Raw genomic sequence first — 16978 nt, forward strand, 5'->3', positions numbered from 1 at the left:
AGAAACTACAGGTGAGTAGTGATGATCAACTTTTTCGCATTCATCTATGTGTTGAATTAATGCTTTGATCGCATTTTTATATTGTTCAGGTACTCTCATCACTATCGTTTTTTCATATCGAGTCTTACGGCCAGCACCTTTACGTACACCACCATGCGCCCCTTTATTTTCTTCACTTTTATCTGCCATACTTAGAATCTCTTGATTATGTAACGATATCAAGATATCTTGATTTCGTTACATAATCAAATAAAACGTTACAAGTTCGTTGCTCCACAAGCAAAAGAGCAATGCATTATTAGATTGTAAAAAATAGACTTGCACCTTGATATTTTACTGTTAATATTACTGTAATTATATACAGTGGTTTGTTATGCGTGTTATCCCTATAACTGCAAGAGCAGGCATTACAGGTTTTGAAAGTCCCGCTGCTGAATACAGTCAGCTAGGCATTAGCTTGGGGTTGAGCATCCAAGCTCAACCTTTATAGGCATTGCTCAAGGTGAGTCGATGCAAGAAGACGTAGGCATTTTTGCCAGCAACTCACCTCATGATGAACGGCCTGTCAGCTACAAAGCCATTGTGCATTTTCCATATCCAACTAACTGCACAGTAGAGCTAACCAAGGCTATGAGTGAGGCCGCACCAAAGCTTTTTCGTGAAGGCATACATTATTACAAAATCGGTATAGGGCTTATCGATTTACCCAGCGAAAAGCATAACCAATTCGATTTGTTTAACCCTCCTAAAGCTAATCCAGCTTTGATGCATACGCTTGATGACATTAACCCAACGCTATGGCAGTGATACAATGTTTCTAGCAGCGCAAGGCATAGAGCATAAGTGGTCAATGCGCCGTGACCTGCTAACTCCGCAATACACAACCAAATGGGTCTGTGTACCCAGCATTAAGTGTTAACGTGGTTCTAGTTTTGATTATGTTTTACTCATATGCTTGGTATGATTAGATAAATCAGGCACTATCTAGTTACTGTTCCTTAGCTTGAAGCTTTCAATGAATCCCCTAAAAATTGGTCTACCTTTCTTTCTACTGGCTCTCAGCTCTACAGCCATTGCAGCAGGAAATACATCTAATGATTCATTCAACAAAGCAAAAAAGATGCTCGAGCGGGAGGTCTATCAAGATCACCGTGTAACCATCTACTGTGGTGCTAAATTTGACGCTAAAAAGAACATCGAAGCACCTACTGGTTTTATTACTTCTAAGTACATGAAACGGGCAAAACGGGTTGAGTGGGAACATGTAGTTCCGGCGGAAAACTTTGGCAGAGCTTTCAGTGAGTGGCGTGATGGTCACAAAAGTTGTGTCGATAGTAAAGGTAAGTCGTTTAAGGGACGTAAGTGTGCTGAGAAGATGAATACAGAGTATCGATATATGCAAGCAGATATGCACAATCTTTTCCCTGCTATAGGTGCAGTAAACGCACTGCGCAGCAACTACAACTTTACTATTCTGCCATCAGAGAAGTCTGACTTTGGTAGGTGTGATATGCGAATTGATGATCGCAAGGCTCAACCTCCTATCGCCGCACGTGGCGTTATCGCTCGAACATACATGTATATGGAACAGGCTTATCCTAAATACAAAATGAGTAAACAACAAAGTCAATTAATGCAAGTTTGGGATAAACAAGATCCAGTTTCGAAGTGGGAGTGTAAGCGGTCAAAACGTATTGAAAATCTTCAGAGTAATGTAAATACAGTGGTTGATAACCGTTGTAAATCACTCGGTTTGTAGGCGTTAAGATGGGCGGCTAGCTCATTTATGCCCCAAAGTTTGTTGGTTCAATTACTCAGTTGTTTTCTAGCCATTAGTATTTGCCATAAAAAACCTATTGATAAAAGCACCAAGTAATATGTGACTATCGCTACGAATTTATACCGTTTAAGCCTGATTTTGAGCGTGTGGGGGGATTACTCGATTTAAATGCTTTAAGTGGATCTGAAAGAATCTAGATTATTGGAGACGATTCAGTTAAGGTTATGAAACTTAGACAATAATGGATTACTATGAGAGCTATTAACTCAATTTTAATGAGACTCGCTAAACGAGCAGAGAAGTTACAACCTGAGCATTTAGTGAAGTCATTTGTTGATGTTGGTCCTACATACACGCTGCTCTCAAGCACTGATAATCAAGTTATGTTTGGGCGAAGAGGTACAGGGAAGACCCACTTTTTAGCCGTACTTAATAATGAAATCATCAAAAAGGGTATTATCAGTGTTCCTATTGATATGCGATTAATAGGCTCCACTGGTGGTATATTTTCTGATCAAAACATCCCTCTAAGCGAAAGGGCTACAAGACTTCTATCAGATACACTATGTATTGTTCATGAAGTCATTCTTGAGTATGTTTTTGAAAACAACTTAGAAAACGCAACTGAAATAGCTCAACTATTAAATGACTTTATCGAACAGGCAACAGCCTTAAGTGTCGTAGGAATATCAGAAGAAGAAACGGGCTTATCTAATCAATTTACTAATAGCTCAGCAGCAAAAGCTGGTTTTTCGAACAAAGGCATATCTGCTGGTTTATCAGCCTCAGAGCAAACTACATCAGGTGATACAGCAAAAAATAAAATCACCGGTAAAAAAATATTAAGAATTCACTTCGGTGCAATAACTAAATTACTTAATAAAATCGTTTCAAAATTACCTAACAAAGAGCTTTGGATTTTAATCGATGAATGGTCAGAAACACCGTTAGACCTTCAACCGTATCTTGCAGAGCTTTTACGCAGGATTTTATACCCTATTCCTGGTATCACTGTAAAAATTGCTGCTATAGCTCATAGATGTAACTTTATGGAACATGATTTTGAAACTAACGCTAGTATTGGTATAGAGTTAGGATCTGATACTTCATCTGTAATAAATTTAGATGAATATATGGTCTTTGATAATGATAGCGAAGCTGCTAAAGAGTTCTTTAAAAATTTACTTCATCGACATGTCATAGCTTTAGATAAAAACTCGATTTGCGATCAAGAAGCTGGCTTATTCATAAATGATGTTTTTAGCCAAACGTCATCTTTTGATGAATTTGTTCGTGCTGTCGAAGGTGTTCCACGTGATGCTATAAACATAATATCATTAGCTGCACAAACCGCTCTTGCAAGTAAGATATCAATTACGCATATTCGTAAATCTGCTCAAAAGTGGTTCCAAGTAAATAAACACGCCGCACTTAACAGCAGACCAGCAGCAGTTTCATTATTAGATCGAATTATCAATGAAGTCATCGGCATTAGAAAATCCCGTGGTTTTTTAATTAGTAATGATAAAAGCTATGAATTAATAGATTATCTTTACGACATGAGAATTATTCATGTGCTAAAACAAGGTGTATCGGCACAAAATGCTGTAGGTAAAAAATATACGTTATATGTCTTAGACTACGGTTGTTATGTTGAGTTAATGTCATCTAGAAATGCACCACTTGGTTTGATTATTGAATCTGATGAAAATGATGAAGTTCAATATGTTGAGGTGCCTAAGTCAGACTACAGATCTGTTAAAAACTCAATATTAGATTTAGAAATTGAACAAGGCCAATCAAGCCCCCTGTGTCAGGATTGTTGTCACCCCTTAAAATCATCCAATAATTAAATAGAGGGGGCGGTCAATGAGAGCTCAATGGCACGATATTCATCTGAACGTAAAGAAGCAGTTTTAAAGAAGTTATTGCCTCCCCACAATATGACCGTCATGGAAGTGGCACGTAGTGAAGGGATCGCCTACCAAACCCTGTATCATTGGCGCGATAAAGCTAAAAAAGAGGGTCGCCCAGTGCCAGGTAAAAAATTGACCAGTAATGATTGGTCGGCCGAAGCTAAGTTTGCCGTTCTCATTGAAACAGCGCCAATGTCTGAAGCTGAAGTAAGCCAATATTGCCGAGAAAATGGTTTGTTTCGAGAACAAGTTCAGCAGTGGAAACAAGATTGTTTAGGGGGCTTTACGACAAGTGAAGTTCAAGCCAAAACGATTAAGCAGCAAGCCAAATCAGACAAAGCAGAAATCAAATCCCTGCAACGAGAGCTACGCTACAAAGAGAAGGCGTTAGCAGAAACAGCGGCTTTACTGGTGCTTAGAAAAAAGCTCAATGCGCTTTGGGAGGACGACAACGAGGAGAGTTAACGCCTTTGCCTAAGCGCATAACATTGGTGAATTTAATACAAGAAGCGTATGCCCACGGTGCACGTCTTTACAAGGCTTGCGCTGAAGCAGAGCTAAGTAAGCGGACGTATCGGCGCTGGTATCGAGCAGGAAAAGTACAAGCTGATTTAAGGCCCTCGGCGGTAAGACAGGAGCCAGCCAACAAGCTTAGTGATGACGAGGAAAAGCTGATACTGGCAACCTCGAATGAGGCAAGGTTTGCGAGTCTACCTCCCTCACAAATCGTGCCGACGCTGCTTGATGAAGGGGTCTATATCGCTTCAGAGTCGAGTTTTTACCGAGTGTTAAAAGCCAATGCTCAATTAAATCGACGTGGACGAAGCCAAAGCATAACAAAAAGAAGTAAACCAGATGCTTATGTTGCAGATGAGCCGAACAAAGTGTGGTCTTGGGATATCACTTATTTAGCTTCGGTCATCAAAGGACGCTTTTATTATCTATATATGTTTGAGGATATTTATAGCCGTAAGGTTGTGGGTTATGAAGTCCATGAACGTGAATGTGGTGAGCTAGCGGCCGAGTTAATGCAACGCAATATGCTGCGTGAGCAATGCTTTAAGAAGCCACTGGTATTGCACTCAGATAATGGTGCTCCGATGAAGTCGTTAACAATGAAAGCCAAGCTTGAAGAGTTAGGCGTTACCGCGTCATTAAGCCGCCCGAGTGTCAGTAACGATAACCCTTACTCCGAGTCGCTGTTTAGAACATTAAAGTATCGGCCAGAATGGCCTAGCTCTGGCTTTAAAAGCATCACCGAAGCACGAGAATGGGTCGAAGTATTTGTGACTTGGTACAATACTAAGCATAAACACAGCAAGCTCAACTTTGTGTCACCGAGTGAGCGTCATGCGATGCAAGACAGGACTATTTTATCTAAGCGTAAGATAGTGCTAGAGGAAGCGAGGTCAAGAAATCCTAAACGCTGGCCAAACGGTATAAGGAATTGTGACGCTGTAGGTGAAGTCACACTGAACCCAGATAAGAAGTCTGAAACAGAAACAAGAAATGCAGCTTAAAATTTAAGTAAAGAGTGCCAACTACCTTGAAAAACACCGCAAGGCTTGATTTAATCACTTCTACAGAGTATCTACAATTACCAAATAAGCAAAAGACAACTACTAAATCTGTTGAGAAACCTCTTGATAAAACTCTTCTAAATGCTATTCCCCAAAATATTGGTACTTTAAAAATCGCTGGTACTATCTACATCCCTATCATATTAGTTGCACTAGTTTTAAGAAAAGCTAAAGGTTTTGATACTAGTTGTGCTTCAGATTTAACTAAAGTGATCAACGATCATATAGTTATTAATATAAATAGACCAAAAATTGCTACAAATAATATGTCTCGCGAACTAAGAAAAGATAATATTTTAGATTTGGATTGGTTGTCTTTTCAAAAAAATGGAAGAAATCCATTATTTTCTTTAAATGATAATTGGAAAAAAAATTGGAAGCTATATTTTGGAAAGTTGGCTCCAAAACTTTAAGAATTTAGTGGGGTCATTGCACTAAACCCGAAGCTCTAACGCACTTTTTTCCTGGTACGTGTGAGAGGAATGAAGCTGACACGTTCGTGCCCCTAAACCTGACAGGGCAAACATTATGCCTAATGTTCGTTTTTCTGCTTGATATTCGTACAGCAGTCCTTCATATTTAGTTAGAGGGACTTCCTCATAAACATTCATGGACAAATGATATGGGTCTTAAACCTGGACCAAAACCAAATGCAGATTCAACAGGGAAACCTGATCAACGTCGACGTGATAATAAAAACACACCTAGAAATACTCCGAGACTAAAGCCTAGTAAATCCTCAAAGAAATACAAAATAGTATAAGCCATCTTTGCGGTGGCTTTACAATTTAGGTATAAATCGTACGTTAAGTATCATCTTCTGAATTGCATTGATTGGATTGATGCGCCTGGAAAATGAGGTTGAATTAAATTGTTGTTTAATATGGTTTTAATAGGCATCGATTTCTACTGATTTATACTTGAAATTACTTAAGTGCCTTATTTGTTTTCCTTGTATAACACCATAGTGGGGACTATATTTACATGCATTTAAGCTTATTAGAGAACAGTCATGGTCACATCTAATCTTCTAAAAATCGGTGATACTGTAATGCTGAAAATTCCTCCAACAATTTTTGATGAACTAAATTTAAAGGTAGGAGCAGCAGTTCAATTAAAGGTTGATAATAATCACTTAATACTTGGTTCAAAACCCATATATTCTCTGACGGAATTACTTTCAAAATGTAATGGGTCTGTTGAACTATCACTAGAAGATAGAAGGTGGCTTGAGTCTTCAGCAATAGGGAATGAGCTGTTCTAAATAAAAAACTTTTGAATTTTTGGCACCATAAGGCAATGTTAGACGTCAACTAGCTTGTCCTATGCGCGTCAATTAAGTTGGCCGCTTTTGTCGTTTAATTTCATAGCTTGTTTTTTACGGTAACTATCTCCTTCAAGTCGGTAAATTTCAGCATGATGCACCAGCCTGTCTATCACAGCTACCGTCATCATATTGTCGCCAAAGATACTGTCCCAGTCACTAAATACCTGGTTCGTCGTTATCACCAAGCTATTGCGCTCATATCGATGTGCGATGAGTTCAAATAGAACCTGACTTTCACTGTCGCTCTTTTTTACATAGCCAATGTCATCCAAAATCAGTAGCTCATATTTATCGAGTTTTTTAAGCGCATCTTCTAGTCCTAAACCTTGTCGCGCTTTCTGTAGATGCTGCACCATGGCGGTTCCTGTTGTGAATTTAACTCGAACAGATTGCTCTATAAGGGCATAGCCTAACGCGGCGGCTAGGTGTGTTTTCCCCAGACCGCTTGCACCAAATAACAGTATGTTGTGGCCTTGCCTCAACCACCCGAGCTCACTGGCTTTATGCTTGATTTGAACGGCACTAATCCCTGTCACTTCACTAAAATCGTACTGTGATAGTTGTTTCCCTATGGGTAATTGGCTGTCTTTCAGTAAGCGCTTTAGGCGTATTTCTTGTCGGTGTGAGGCCTCTATTTCACATAACTGAGCGAGAAATAGCTCAGGCCCCCATTGCTCCTTCACCGCTTTTAGCGCGATATCAGGCCAAGCTTTTGCTATCGCGGGTAATCGTAACTCTTGTAATAATATAGGTAAGCTCAGTGGGTTAGCCATTGCGCCCTCCTAACAGTACGTCGTAACTTGAAACGCTATGTTGTTGACGATTAATCATGGGGGTAAATAGCGTATCAGGCCTGAAAACGCGTCGACATTCATCTATCGTTACCGCTTTTCCTGCTTCAAATGCGCTGAGAACGAAGCGGCCCAATGCAGCCTCACAATCATAGTTGGCAGCGATGACCAGTAAATCGACCATATAATGACAATCTGTATCAGTCACACCATCACGGGTGAGTGCCTGCCATAACTGCCAAAAATCGCCTTTAGGTATAAGGTCGTCTCTAAGTTGTGATGCTTTAAACGCATTGCGCTTCTTAGCCAATGCGTGGATAAGGTGCTGATAGTCTATTGAGCGGCCACGTGCTGCGCCTTGCGTGTGTATTCGCGCTAAGGTTAATGTGATTTCATGTCCATAGAAGAGGACGATGCGGTCATCATAAATGTGCGCCAGTAAGGTCACGCCAATGAGCCGTGATGGCACGGAATACGTCACACGCTTAATGGAAATCGTGCTGCTGGATGTCACTTTGACGTACTGCTCACAAAAGTCATTCGTTCGACGGACGGGTAAGGCGGACAAGTACGCGCACTCCTCAATGTAACGCGTGTGACATTGACGATTTATTTTAGCGACGATGGCATCGATGAATGCTCGGTATTGCTTTAAATCCAGGAAGTCACGGCTTTCGCGCAATAGCAATTGCTGCGCTATCTTTCGCTTTAGATGCCCATTAGGGCCTTCAATTGCGCCATTTTCATGGGCTATACCTTTATTGTTTCGAGTGGCTTTTACACCGTAATGCTGACATAACTTGGTGTAGCGCTCTGTGAGGACTTCTGCTTGTGTGTGGTTTTTAAAGGCAGCGCTTAAGCTATCTGTGCGGTGGGTTTTGGGTACACCCCCACTTTGCCAAAAGGCATTCTGCAGCCCGGATGACAATGACTCAAAGCTTTCGCCACCCAAGATGACTTCGACGTAAGTCCAGCCACTGAAAACCAAGCGGTAATGATAAAGTTTGTGTTTAAATGCACTGCCAGCGAGGGTGATATTCAATTCATTAGCCCAAGTGTAATCGGAAATCCCCATCGCTCCAGGTGTATGCTGTTGCCTGAAAATCACCTCTTTTTCTGGTCCGTATTTGACTCGCCATGTCTTGATACGGCGTTGTAAAGTCCTAAGTTGCGCGCGATCAAATTGCCCCGGTGCGATTTCTTCGAGTTTTTCAAATAATGTAATGGGTTGTAATGTGGGTTCTTTTTCAAGCAGTGGGACAATATGTTGTTCAAAAAGACCATTAAACGGATCTTTTCGAGTAGCGTATTGACGCGGTAATGGAGGGGGGTTGTGCTGCCCTGAATCAATACGTCTGGCTGTGCGGGATGAAAATCCTGCTTTAGCCGCTGCAGATGATTGAGTCTGTTTAGGTTGATTACGATAAGACATATATAGGTTAACCTGTGATTGATTTATGGTTTTTCCAGGCATATAAATCTCTCAATAATTATGTATGCCTAGAGCTTACCAAAACCGGACAAGCTAGTTGTCGCGAACCGGCCAAGTTAATTGTCGCCTAATAGACGCAGTATGTTTGAGTAGATCTTGCAGTGTGAGTTTCTTGTTAAAGTTAACGTTACGCCACGACATATACGGCATGGTTTGATTGCCAACAATTTTTTTGTTGCCGCCTAACCATTCATATAGCTGGTGGAGTGTATGAAATTGCATTCTAGAGTTGAACCCAAGCTCTGGGCTCAATTTCACGCCTTTAAATTCGCTTCTCGCTCGTGGTGGGATTTGTTCTATAAGGTCACGAAGTGGGGTGGCAGGAGCATTAACACAGCTTGGGAGTTTGCCAAGCAAATGGAAATCTACCATTGCTGACGCAGAACGGCTTAATTCACGCAGAATGCGTTGATTCATAATTCACCTTGTTTGTTGAAAGCTAGGTCGCAATTAGCTTTAATGGAATGTCATACTCGTTACATAGATTATACATCACCCAACTAACTATATCAATTAAGGGTTGCACTTTGAGAAATAAAAAAGCCAGTAATACTGCCTTTGATTGAATTGAGTTGATGCTAATTAACCTGACATCGGTTTTATTCTTGGTATTAGCTCTGGATTTCTAAGATAACTTTTTTATCAAACATATTTCGTTGTTTAATTTTGCAGCCTTATCAAACCCACCTTGCGAAATAGAGTGATTAATTTCAGCCTCTTTTGAAGCTATTTCCTTATCCAACAAGGTTCATAAAAGTGCTATGCTCAAAGTTTGCATTATGTGTAAATTTCCTTCATTAACCTTGTTCAAAATAATCATTCAAATTATCCAACTTTTTGAGCTGGACCATGAGCTGAACATTCATATTAAAGCCGTGTAAATGACCGTAATACGCATACCTTTGGGACGGTAAACCACGACCGCTACAATCAGCCTCAAGCAATATAGGGTTTTCAAGTAGTACCTTTTCAGCCAATTTAAATTTCTTGAAATCATCTTCAAGAAGCTGATCTATTGTCGCGTTTTCACGTAATTCAATGCTTCGTATTTGTGTAAGAAAGCAATCTATTAAGTCTTTTTTGCTTTGGCTCATAGCTTTTCCCATTGCCAATTAGTGTTTTAATTGTTTGAAACGAGCACTATTTTCTTCACTTGCCCAAACGGAATTCCATCCCATAGCCTCAACATCCGATTCCATTGAAATCCCAGGTAATTCATCCAGCATCATGATCGGTTTATCACTTGAAGATAAAGCCTTTTGTGCCGCTTCAACACCTCTATCCCAAGCAGATTGTTGTTCTGGTGAAAGTTCATTTTTCAGTTTTTCTGCCATTATTTATCCCATACGGCCATTTTTCCATCAAATTGTTATTAAGCCAATTGCTCTTCAAGTTGCTCTACGCGAGTTATTTCATCTTCAAGTGAAACCGCCGTAATTTTCACACCATGAAATGCTTCGTTCTTAGCGAATGCAGCGGCGATCTGAGCAGGAAACTCTTCACCTTCTTCATATTCAAAGACTGCTGTAATGTATTTTTTAGTCATGCTATATCCTATCTTCGGTTAGTAGGTGAAAGTGTCGAGTAATCAAACTCTATCCGTTCACCATTAATTAGCCTTTCTATATCATCAACTGTTTCGAAAACAATAAGAGTAACAAAGGCCAGGTACTCAGAGTCGAAATCGTCCGAGTGAGTGATTGGAACTTTCAGTGTCACTCTTGATACCGTTTTGGATAAACCGTTAACAATGGATAAGCACTCTACACTTCTAATTTCATCAACATCGAGTAATAACGGTCTTGGTGAGTTGAAACCTATCTCATCAGTTTCATTCAGTCTAATTTTCAATGTTGTTCTCCATTAGGGGTTGGTACACTCATCAGCTTAAAAAGTTCTTTGATCTTCTCACCTCTGCTTAGTAGACGTTTAGAGATTATCGGGTGCCTATTTATCCAATCTCGAACCTTAATAGCACTACGCGACGCTAAGAAACTTTCAGTGTTCCAATATGGTATTTCATGAAAACTAGTACAAATTGGTAGACCAAATTCAGTTGATAGAATTTGCATATCCATGTCAGATAATCCATTGAGATCTTCGACAGCTTCTTCACGAAACCTTGTCAAATGCCAACCTGTACCTGTTAAGCCAAGATGTTTATCCTCATCCGTATGCCAGATCTGGCTATGCAATACTTCAGTATTTATTGAATTCTCTGTTCTCAATATCAAACCCCAATAACTATTTAAATATAAAGTGAAATTTTGTCCATTTAGATTCAGTGTGTAAATTTCTCTACTTATCGGTATCGAGGTCATTTGCTGTATCCTACCTTGGCTTTACTTTACTTTATCCATCGCAGATTTAATGTCATCTATTTTACTTAATAAGTCTCTGTCACCCGTTGGATCGATAATAATTAGTGGTTTGCCATCTTCTTGCCTTTTATTTAAATACTCGGCCATATCAATTGTTGGTCTATCATTTGACATACCATCCTTTGTGCTTGCGTATGTCATTCCATGTGATAATTTGTCAGTCATATCTGCTTCAACAGCGTCTGCAAGTTCACTTAAGGCTTTCGAAAATCGGCGCATGTGAGCTACTTCACCTTCTACATCCCCCATTTCGTAAACCAATTCCAACTCTTTCGTTGTATGACTGCCTTCATGAAAAACCCCGCCATAATTAAGGCAAGCATCTACTTCTTTTTCTGCACTTTTTAAGAGTTCACTTTTGCTCATATGTTTCCTATCGTTACTAAAGGTCATTAATAGTCAATTTTGAATAGTATTTTTGCCTATTAGATAAGTTCAGGTGCTTCTGGAATTACTATGTGCGTAACATCAGACAGCATATCCTCCAAGAATTTAACATTTAAAGCCCAAGCATCATCTACAGTCATAGTCCCTTCATCTATGTCTTCTTGATACATCGGCTCAAAACCGCTTATTCGCTCGTAATCTGAAAAGGCTTTATTCCATTCTTTACTAAGTGTTTTAGACAAAATCGGCATATCTGCCTCCTACATTAAGAGTTTGAGTTGTATTAGATCCCCATAACCCCAAATAATTGTACCAATCACGCCTAAAGAAAAGTTTGCAATGTTTGAGAATTTGATGAGGTTTTTATGTTTTTTTCTAGCCTCAATGTCAGACGATTCACTTATAGATTTAGGTTCTGAAATAAAATATATATCTGCAAAAATTGCTATTAACACTACAAATGCTCCACTGCGCTGAAACCATATGGCAGGTTGATCGTTATCTGGCATTAAGAAACCTTGATAGGCCAACAATGTGACAATTACAGCAGTAAATAGAAGTATCCACGAGGCCAATATAGACTTCACCAACTTCTTTTCATAATAATGCATGATACCTAATTTCCTACTATTCAGTTATTAGCCGTGGGGCATTTATTTCATCAGTTTGTTCTACGGCTTTCTGTACCAAAGGGGTTAGCAAAACAGCCGCTAAAATGCAGATAACAAGAGCTATGACGCCTTTTTTTATAAGATCCATGCTGTCTCCTATGCCGCCGTATTGTAAAGTTCGTTCTTTAAATCAATGAATTTATCGATGCTGGCGAAAGAAGAAATACTCCCTCTTTTCCCCAAATCAACAGTCCAGCTACTTTTGTGTTTTTTCCATCTAATCGCTTCGATTTCAGAACGGCTAATTTTAATATAGGCAAAGAATCGATTTCTCAAAGCAAACAACGGCCGTCCGAAAGGTGTTTTAGGAGCGGTGTATTCAAGAGGAACCAAGTAGTTAACTTCTGATTCCCCAGGTAAAGGAGGTAATCTACCCACTTTTTTAAGTCCATGTTTGCAAGGCATGCTGTTTCCTACAATAAAGATTTCGTATTGGAGCAATTAATATTCCCAAAAAAACAACGGGTAATAGGTGTGCGTAAGGCAGATGATTTAATGTTGGATCAAATTCACCAAACATTGCAGTGTGACCATCAACTTGTCCAGTTAACAACAAGAAGATTGAAGGTAGAAATAGAAAAGCAAAACTTACAATTAATAGTTGGTGTTTAGTTTTATTTATTATTGCACCGTTTGCATATCGGTAGAGACTAAATAGCGAATACATCGTATATGGTATTACTATCGTTTCATACGCGTATGGGAAGTACAGACCTGATATAAAACCCCACACGCCCTGCATTAGTAGTATCAATGCTACACCCATGCCGAGTAGGATTGCCATTGGCCAAGTGTGTAACTGCTCAGTTACTGATAAACTTCTTTCGTTTGTTTGAGTATCCACGCTAATTCCTATTACGATTTACTATCTAATAGCAACATTAAAGCACGTTTTAATGTGCTTTAAATTGTTTTTAATCCATTTTCCACATTAGTTAATTGCGTTAATTATTAGCAATATTGTTTATTACAAAGGTACAATGTACCGAGGGAACACCATAATTATCTACTTGCAGACAGGTTGATTTTTTATTTTTGATGGTCGCTATATCGTCAAATTCTTGCCGATTTATACCTATGAAATATGCAAATGACTTATCCCCTAACTCTATCCAAGTTCAGCTTTTTTTACTGCATCAAAGGCTTTGTAAGCCACCTCAGCTGCATCTTCATCCATACAGCCAGCCTGAGCTTCAGCCGAGTATATTTCGCTTCTGATTAGCTCAAATTCACGTTCAGTAACCTTGATATACCGAGTGGTCATACTGTTTTCATATTTTGAGCAAACCAACGGTCATTGGTAGCGGCTATTTTTGTTTCCTGTTGCTCAATATACTGATGACGAGCCTCTACAGGATTAAACTCTGTACCATTGTCAAGATTGTATTCTTTAACTGCTTTTTCTAAAGCAGCATCCCACAACTCATAATGAACACCACAGCCATGCTCAGCAGTGAAATCTTGATCAGCAGCTTTTATTGCTGGCATAACAAGTGAATAATCCCGTTTTTTCATGTTGTTCCCTATGAAGATTGTCTAACTAATAGGCTTATTACAGCACACCTTTAATGTTCTGTAAATTGATTTTAATCCATTTATTATTTATTGGGCCCCAATCAGAAATCACATAACTTCCATCTTTAGTAACCCCAACAAATTTACAAACAATATCTAACTCTGCAAGAGACTTAATTGTATCTTGTACTGTGCACCTTGGCATCCCAGTTACAGACTCAATGTTGGAAAAGTTAAAATAACCGGGCTTATACCAGGTTCCCTGGTCATGTTTATTTTTACCAGGGCAATACATCGCGTATTTCTACAGAAAGCTTAATTCTATCTGCAGTGTGATTGCATTTTCCTATAAATCATTCAGAACAATGCATTCAATACGCCACTTAGCACCTATGTTTATGTGTCTTTATATCCCTTGAGCCCAATCTAGCTAGAATTGCGTTTCAATACTCACGCTATATAATATCAATTAAGGGTTGCACTGTTCAAGATAACTGTTAATATAAGTCAACTTAATCAATTGGCGAATGCGACCCGCCGATTAACTATAAACGAGGGATATTATGACTTTCACACAACGATTTAATGCTTTCATACTCCTACTAGTGTCATATTTTAGCATTAGTGATGTAATTAGCTTCTATAACGCACCATCTGCTGACTTTGCTTACCATCTTCTGTATTTGTTACCTGTCTATTTTGGCCTACTCACTGTGACGAGTAAAAACCTCAATTCAATTGTCTGGAGAAACAAACTGCTCGGACTCATGTTAATTGCCCTTGCTGTTAATCATCCTTATATAGCCAACCTCCTAACCTTATTGTCTCAATTAGAAATCAGCACAACACTGCTAACGTATATATTGGCCATACCCTTGATTTTTGCATTACTTCCCAAGAATCGTACTGAGCCTATCCAGCGGCTCATGCCTGAATAATTACTCTGCATTTTTTTGAATTTAATTTTATTCAGCTGGTGGACTGCCACCAGCTCTCAGGTTTGAGGTGCGATATGCAAACAACGAAAAAAGCTACCAGCAAGTTAGTGCGTGAAATTATAAAAGCATCTGAGGATTATGAATTTTATCCTACAACTCCCGAAATTATTGCCTGTGTTAAACAGGATTTACGAACCATTTTCAGAGTCGGTGAAAGTAGCCTAATTACTCAAAGCATACTTGATTGCGGGGCGGGTGATGGCCGTGTGTTGATGGCGCTAACGCATGGCACAAAATACGCGATAGAAAAGTCGACACCTCTCATTAACGTCATGCCTAAAGAGGTTTTTATCATTGGTAGTGACTTCCACCAGCAACAATTAATCGACAAAAGAGTCAGTGTAATTTATTCAAACCCGCCATATTCAGAGTTTGATGTATGGCTCATTAAAATCATTACTGAAGCCAATGCTAAGGTATTTTATGCTGTAATCCCAGAACGTTGGAGCGATAACAGTTCGATCCAGCAGGCTATGGACGCAAGGAAAGTTAAGGCTACCAAGCTTGGGGACTTTAGCTTTCTGGATGCAGACAGGGTAGCCCGAGGCACTGTAAACCTAGTTCGTTTCGACTTTGTGCGCTTAACTGACGGTCAAGTTGGCTATAATTCAAATGCTAAAATAGACCCATTCGGTTTATGGTTTGATACTCACTTCAAACTGAATGCCAACAAAGGCTATCACTCTAAATTGTCAGAGTATGGTGCCAAAAAAGAAGCACGAGAGAATTTGGCTAGGCACTATGATTCCACTGCGCTGGTGGATCAAAGCTGCCCAGTTCAAATGCTTGAAGACTTTTATAATCGTGACATCACTAGACTAATGAATACTTATAAAGCTCTATCTAGCATCGATGCTTCACTGCTTATAGAATTGGATATTAAAATCGATAATGTGAAAGAAGCTCTTGAGTTGAAGATTAAAAGCCTCAAAGATGTGTATTGGAACAAGGTGTTTAACAAACTTACGGTCATTACTACTAAGCTGACGACTGCATCCAGAAAAACATTACTCGACAAGCTCTTAGAAAATACAGATGTGGATTTCACAGTGCAAAACGTCCATGCAATTATTGTGTGGGTTGTCAAAAATGCGAATACCTATTTTGACTCTCAATTAATCTCTGTATTTGAAAAGCTCACAGAACAAGCAAACGTGATCAACTACAAAAGCAATCAGCGTACTTTTGGTGATGAATGCTGGCGCTACAATAAAATGTTTGTAGAAGGGTCAGCTACCCATTATAAACTTGATTACAGAGTTGTATTAGAGTCCGTTGGTGGAATAGCTGGTAGTGGTGCTAACATTGTTATGGCTGCCCAAAATCTTATTAATGATTTGTGTACCATTGCTTCAAATATCGGCTTTGACACTTCCAACATCAACTCAGTCAGCGATATGCGCTGGTATTCAAACAACAAGAACCAGTTCGAGTTCTTTAACCATACGATGGATGAGCGGCAATTACTTTTTCAAGTGAAATGCTTCAAAAATGGGAATATGCACATTCAATTTCTGCCTGAATTCATTTGTAAGCTCAATGTAGAGCATGGACGACTTAAGGGCTGGCTTAAGTCCAAAGAAGAAGCTAGCAGTGAGTTGGATATCGATATAGCCATCGTTGAGAGTGCCTTTGAAAGTAACTTTAAACTACTGCCTGATATTTCATTAAAACTACTTGCTGCTTAACATAAATGACCGGGTGTTTGAGACATGCCCGGTCATTTACCACTTTTGTTCCCTGGTGCCGGTTAGTCCGGCCTACTTTTGGGTTCACCATACTAGGCGTCACGTTTAAGTGGCATTTCTATATTTATTCTAATTCGCTTCTCATGCAACGAATTACTATTGCATTGCAACAGGTGGTAAAGAAATTGATTTAATTTACCAATCCCTGCAACTCACTTGGCATTTCATGCCTATAAGTACCAATTTGTTTAATACACGTTTACCACTAAGTGGATGAAGCTTACCAACTACCATCAAGTCTCTTTAACTCAACCGTATGCGATTCAACTTCACAACTAAGCCAAGGTGATGCCACCAGCATTAAGGGCAGGTAGGGTGGATCTATTGTCTTTGAGTAAACAAAGCATTCTTACAGGGATGCAAGGTAACATAAAGCCACTCAATGAGTGGCT

Annotated in this window: 26 protein-coding genes and 1 pseudogene; 10 read left to right on the forward strand and 17 right to left on the reverse strand. The window is 39.4% G+C overall.

Annotated features, from left to right (window positions below; all coding sequences use genetic code 11):
* Positions 1 to 189: hypothetical protein (locus tag HNW13_RS17405; RefSeq protein ID WP_208062915.1), on the reverse strand; the 189-nt coding region annotated here is incomplete at its 3' end.
* Positions 190 to 373: 184 nt separating this feature from the next.
* Between HNW13_RS17405 and HNW13_RS23735 the strand changes: the two are divergent.
* From HNW13_RS23735 to HNW13_RS17435, 8 genes and pseudogenes are all read left to right on the forward strand, one after another.
* Positions 374 to 534: pseudogene (locus HNW13_RS23735) on the forward strand (S24 family peptidase); the annotation flags it as partial.
* Positions 511 to 807 carry a hypothetical protein gene (locus tag HNW13_RS17410; RefSeq protein ID WP_347813093.1) on the forward strand — a complete coding sequence of 99 codons (297 nt, stop codon included), beginning with the start codon at positions 511 to 513 and terminating at the stop codon, positions 805 to 807. The pseudogene HNW13_RS23735 and the gene HNW13_RS17410, both read left to right, overlap by 24 nt.
* 4 nt (positions 808 to 811) lie before the next feature.
* Positions 812 to 919: a DUF4113 domain-containing protein gene (locus HNW13_RS23740; protein WP_347813094.1), complete on the forward strand. Its 108-nt coding sequence runs from the start codon at positions 812 to 814 to the stop codon at positions 917 to 919.
* Between the two features lie 96 nt (positions 920 to 1015).
* Positions 1016 to 1759, forward strand: coding sequence for an endonuclease (locus tag HNW13_RS17415; protein ID WP_192114683.1), 744 nt, complete (start codon positions 1016 to 1018; stop codon positions 1757 to 1759).
* 272 nt (positions 1760 to 2031) lie between these two features.
* Positions 2032 to 3633 (forward strand): hypothetical protein, encoded by a 1602-nt coding sequence (locus tag HNW13_RS17420; protein ID WP_192114682.1) that lies wholly within the window; start codon positions 2032 to 2034, stop codon positions 3631 to 3633.
* A gap of 27 nt (positions 3634 to 3660) precedes the next feature.
* Positions 3661 to 5216, forward strand: a protein-coding gene (locus tag HNW13_RS17425) for an IS3 family transposase (RefSeq protein ID WP_192114312.1) whose coding sequence is annotated in 2 segments (ribosomal slippage) — positions 3661 to 4114 and positions 4114 to 5216 — 1557 coding nt in all. Because the reading frame shifts where the segments join, the coding sequence is not laid out codon by codon here.
* Positions 5217 to 5242: 26 nt separating this feature from the next.
* On the forward strand, positions 5243 to 5689 hold the full coding sequence (locus HNW13_RS17430; protein ID WP_192114681.1) for a hypothetical protein: 447 nt from the start codon (positions 5243 to 5245) through the stop codon (positions 5687 to 5689).
* A gap of 599 nt (positions 5690 to 6288) precedes the next feature.
* Positions 6289 to 6540: an antitoxin gene (locus tag HNW13_RS17435; RefSeq protein WP_192114680.1), complete on the forward strand. Its 252-nt coding sequence runs from the start codon at positions 6289 to 6291 to the stop codon at positions 6538 to 6540.
* 68 nt (positions 6541 to 6608) lie between these two features.
* Here the strand turns inward: HNW13_RS17435 and istB are convergent, their stop codons facing one another.
* The 16 genes from istB to HNW13_RS17510 form a co-directional block, all read right to left on the reverse strand.
* A complete protein-coding gene (gene istB, locus HNW13_RS17440; protein ID WP_192114610.1) occupies positions 6609 to 7376 on the reverse strand; it encodes an IS21-like element helper ATPase IstB in 768 nt (255 codons plus the stop codon).
* Positions 7369 to 8868 carry an IS21 family transposase gene (gene istA, locus HNW13_RS17445; RefSeq protein ID WP_192114609.1) on the reverse strand — a complete coding sequence of 500 codons (1500 nt, stop codon included), beginning with the start codon at positions 8866 to 8868 and terminating at the stop codon, positions 7369 to 7371. The genes istB and istA overlap by 8 nt, the downstream gene beginning before the upstream one ends.
* Positions 8869 to 8919: 51 nt before the next feature.
* Positions 8920 to 9303 carry a hypothetical protein gene (locus HNW13_RS17450; RefSeq protein WP_192114679.1) on the reverse strand — a complete coding sequence of 128 codons (384 nt, stop codon included), beginning with the start codon at positions 9301 to 9303 and terminating at the stop codon, positions 8920 to 8922.
* Between the two features lie 380 nt (positions 9304 to 9683).
* The gene (locus HNW13_RS17455; RefSeq protein ID WP_192114678.1) at positions 9684 to 9980 is read right to left on the reverse strand and encodes a hypothetical protein; all 297 of its coding nucleotides are present in this window, start codon (positions 9978 to 9980) and stop codon (positions 9684 to 9686) included.
* 18 nt (positions 9981 to 9998) lie between these two features.
* On the reverse strand, positions 9999 to 10220 hold the full coding sequence (locus tag HNW13_RS17460) for a hypothetical protein (RefSeq protein WP_192114677.1): 222 nt from the start codon (positions 10218 to 10220) through the stop codon (positions 9999 to 10001).
* A gap of 38 nt (positions 10221 to 10258) precedes the next feature.
* Positions 10259 to 10432 carry a hypothetical protein gene (locus tag HNW13_RS17465; protein WP_192114676.1) on the reverse strand — a complete coding sequence of 58 codons (174 nt, stop codon included), beginning with the start codon at positions 10430 to 10432 and terminating at the stop codon, positions 10259 to 10261.
* Positions 10433 to 10440: 8 nt separating this feature from the next.
* Entirely contained in the window at positions 10441 to 10737 is a 297-nt protein-coding gene (locus HNW13_RS17470) for a hypothetical protein (protein WP_192114675.1), read from the reverse strand.
* Positions 10734 to 11207, reverse strand: coding sequence for a hypothetical protein (locus HNW13_RS17475; protein WP_192114674.1), 474 nt, complete (start codon positions 11205 to 11207; stop codon positions 10734 to 10736). The genes HNW13_RS17470 and HNW13_RS17475 overlap by 4 nt, the downstream gene beginning before the upstream one ends.
* A 21-nt stretch (positions 11208 to 11228) precedes the next feature.
* On the reverse strand, positions 11229 to 11633 hold the full coding sequence (locus HNW13_RS17480) for a hypothetical protein (protein ID WP_192114673.1): 405 nt from the start codon (positions 11631 to 11633) through the stop codon (positions 11229 to 11231).
* 59 nt (positions 11634 to 11692) lie between these two features.
* A complete protein-coding gene (locus tag HNW13_RS17485) occupies positions 11693 to 11905 on the reverse strand; it encodes a hypothetical protein (protein ID WP_192114672.1) in 213 nt (70 codons plus the stop codon).
* Between the two features lie 9 nt (positions 11906 to 11914).
* Complete coding sequence (locus HNW13_RS17490; RefSeq protein ID WP_192114671.1) at positions 11915 to 12265, reverse strand: hypothetical protein; 351 nt, start codon at positions 12263 to 12265, stop codon at positions 11915 to 11917.
* A 16-nt stretch (positions 12266 to 12281) separates the two neighbouring features.
* Complete coding sequence (locus HNW13_RS23665) at positions 12282 to 12413, reverse strand: hypothetical protein (protein ID WP_279575210.1); 132 nt, start codon at positions 12411 to 12413, stop codon at positions 12282 to 12284.
* An 8-nt stretch (positions 12414 to 12421) separates the two neighbouring features.
* A complete protein-coding gene (locus HNW13_RS17495) occupies positions 12422 to 12730 on the reverse strand; it encodes a hypothetical protein (RefSeq protein ID WP_192114670.1) in 309 nt (102 codons plus the stop codon).
* Positions 12708 to 13169, reverse strand: coding sequence for a hypothetical protein (locus HNW13_RS17500; protein ID WP_192114669.1), 462 nt, complete (start codon positions 13167 to 13169; stop codon positions 12708 to 12710). Before HNW13_RS17500 ends, HNW13_RS17495 begins: the two co-directional genes overlap by 23 nt.
* 264 nt (positions 13170 to 13433) lie before the next feature.
* Positions 13434 to 13589, reverse strand: coding sequence for a hypothetical protein (locus HNW13_RS17505; RefSeq protein ID WP_192114668.1), 156 nt, complete (start codon positions 13587 to 13589; stop codon positions 13434 to 13436).
* A complete protein-coding gene (locus HNW13_RS17510; protein ID WP_192114667.1) occupies positions 13586 to 13840 on the reverse strand; it encodes a hypothetical protein in 255 nt (84 codons plus the stop codon). The genes HNW13_RS17505 and HNW13_RS17510 overlap by 4 nt, the downstream gene beginning before the upstream one ends.
* A 563-nt stretch (positions 13841 to 14403) precedes the next feature.
* On the opposite strand from HNW13_RS17510, the gene HNW13_RS17520 reads away from it, so the two are divergent.
* Positions 14404 to 14778: a hypothetical protein gene (locus HNW13_RS17520; RefSeq protein ID WP_192114665.1), complete on the forward strand. Its 375-nt coding sequence runs from the start codon at positions 14404 to 14406 to the stop codon at positions 14776 to 14778.
* Positions 14779 to 14852: 74 nt separating this feature from the next.
* Positions 14853 to 16526, forward strand: a complete 1674-nt coding sequence (locus HNW13_RS17525) for a DUF4942 domain-containing protein (protein WP_192114664.1) — start codon at positions 14853 to 14855, stop codon at positions 16524 to 16526.
* Positions 16527 to 16978: the final 452 nt, after the last annotated feature.

This window comes from Shewanella sp. BF02_Schw, from assembly GCF_014596695.2.
Classification (GTDB): domain Bacteria; phylum Pseudomonadota; class Gammaproteobacteria; order Enterobacterales; family Shewanellaceae; genus Shewanella.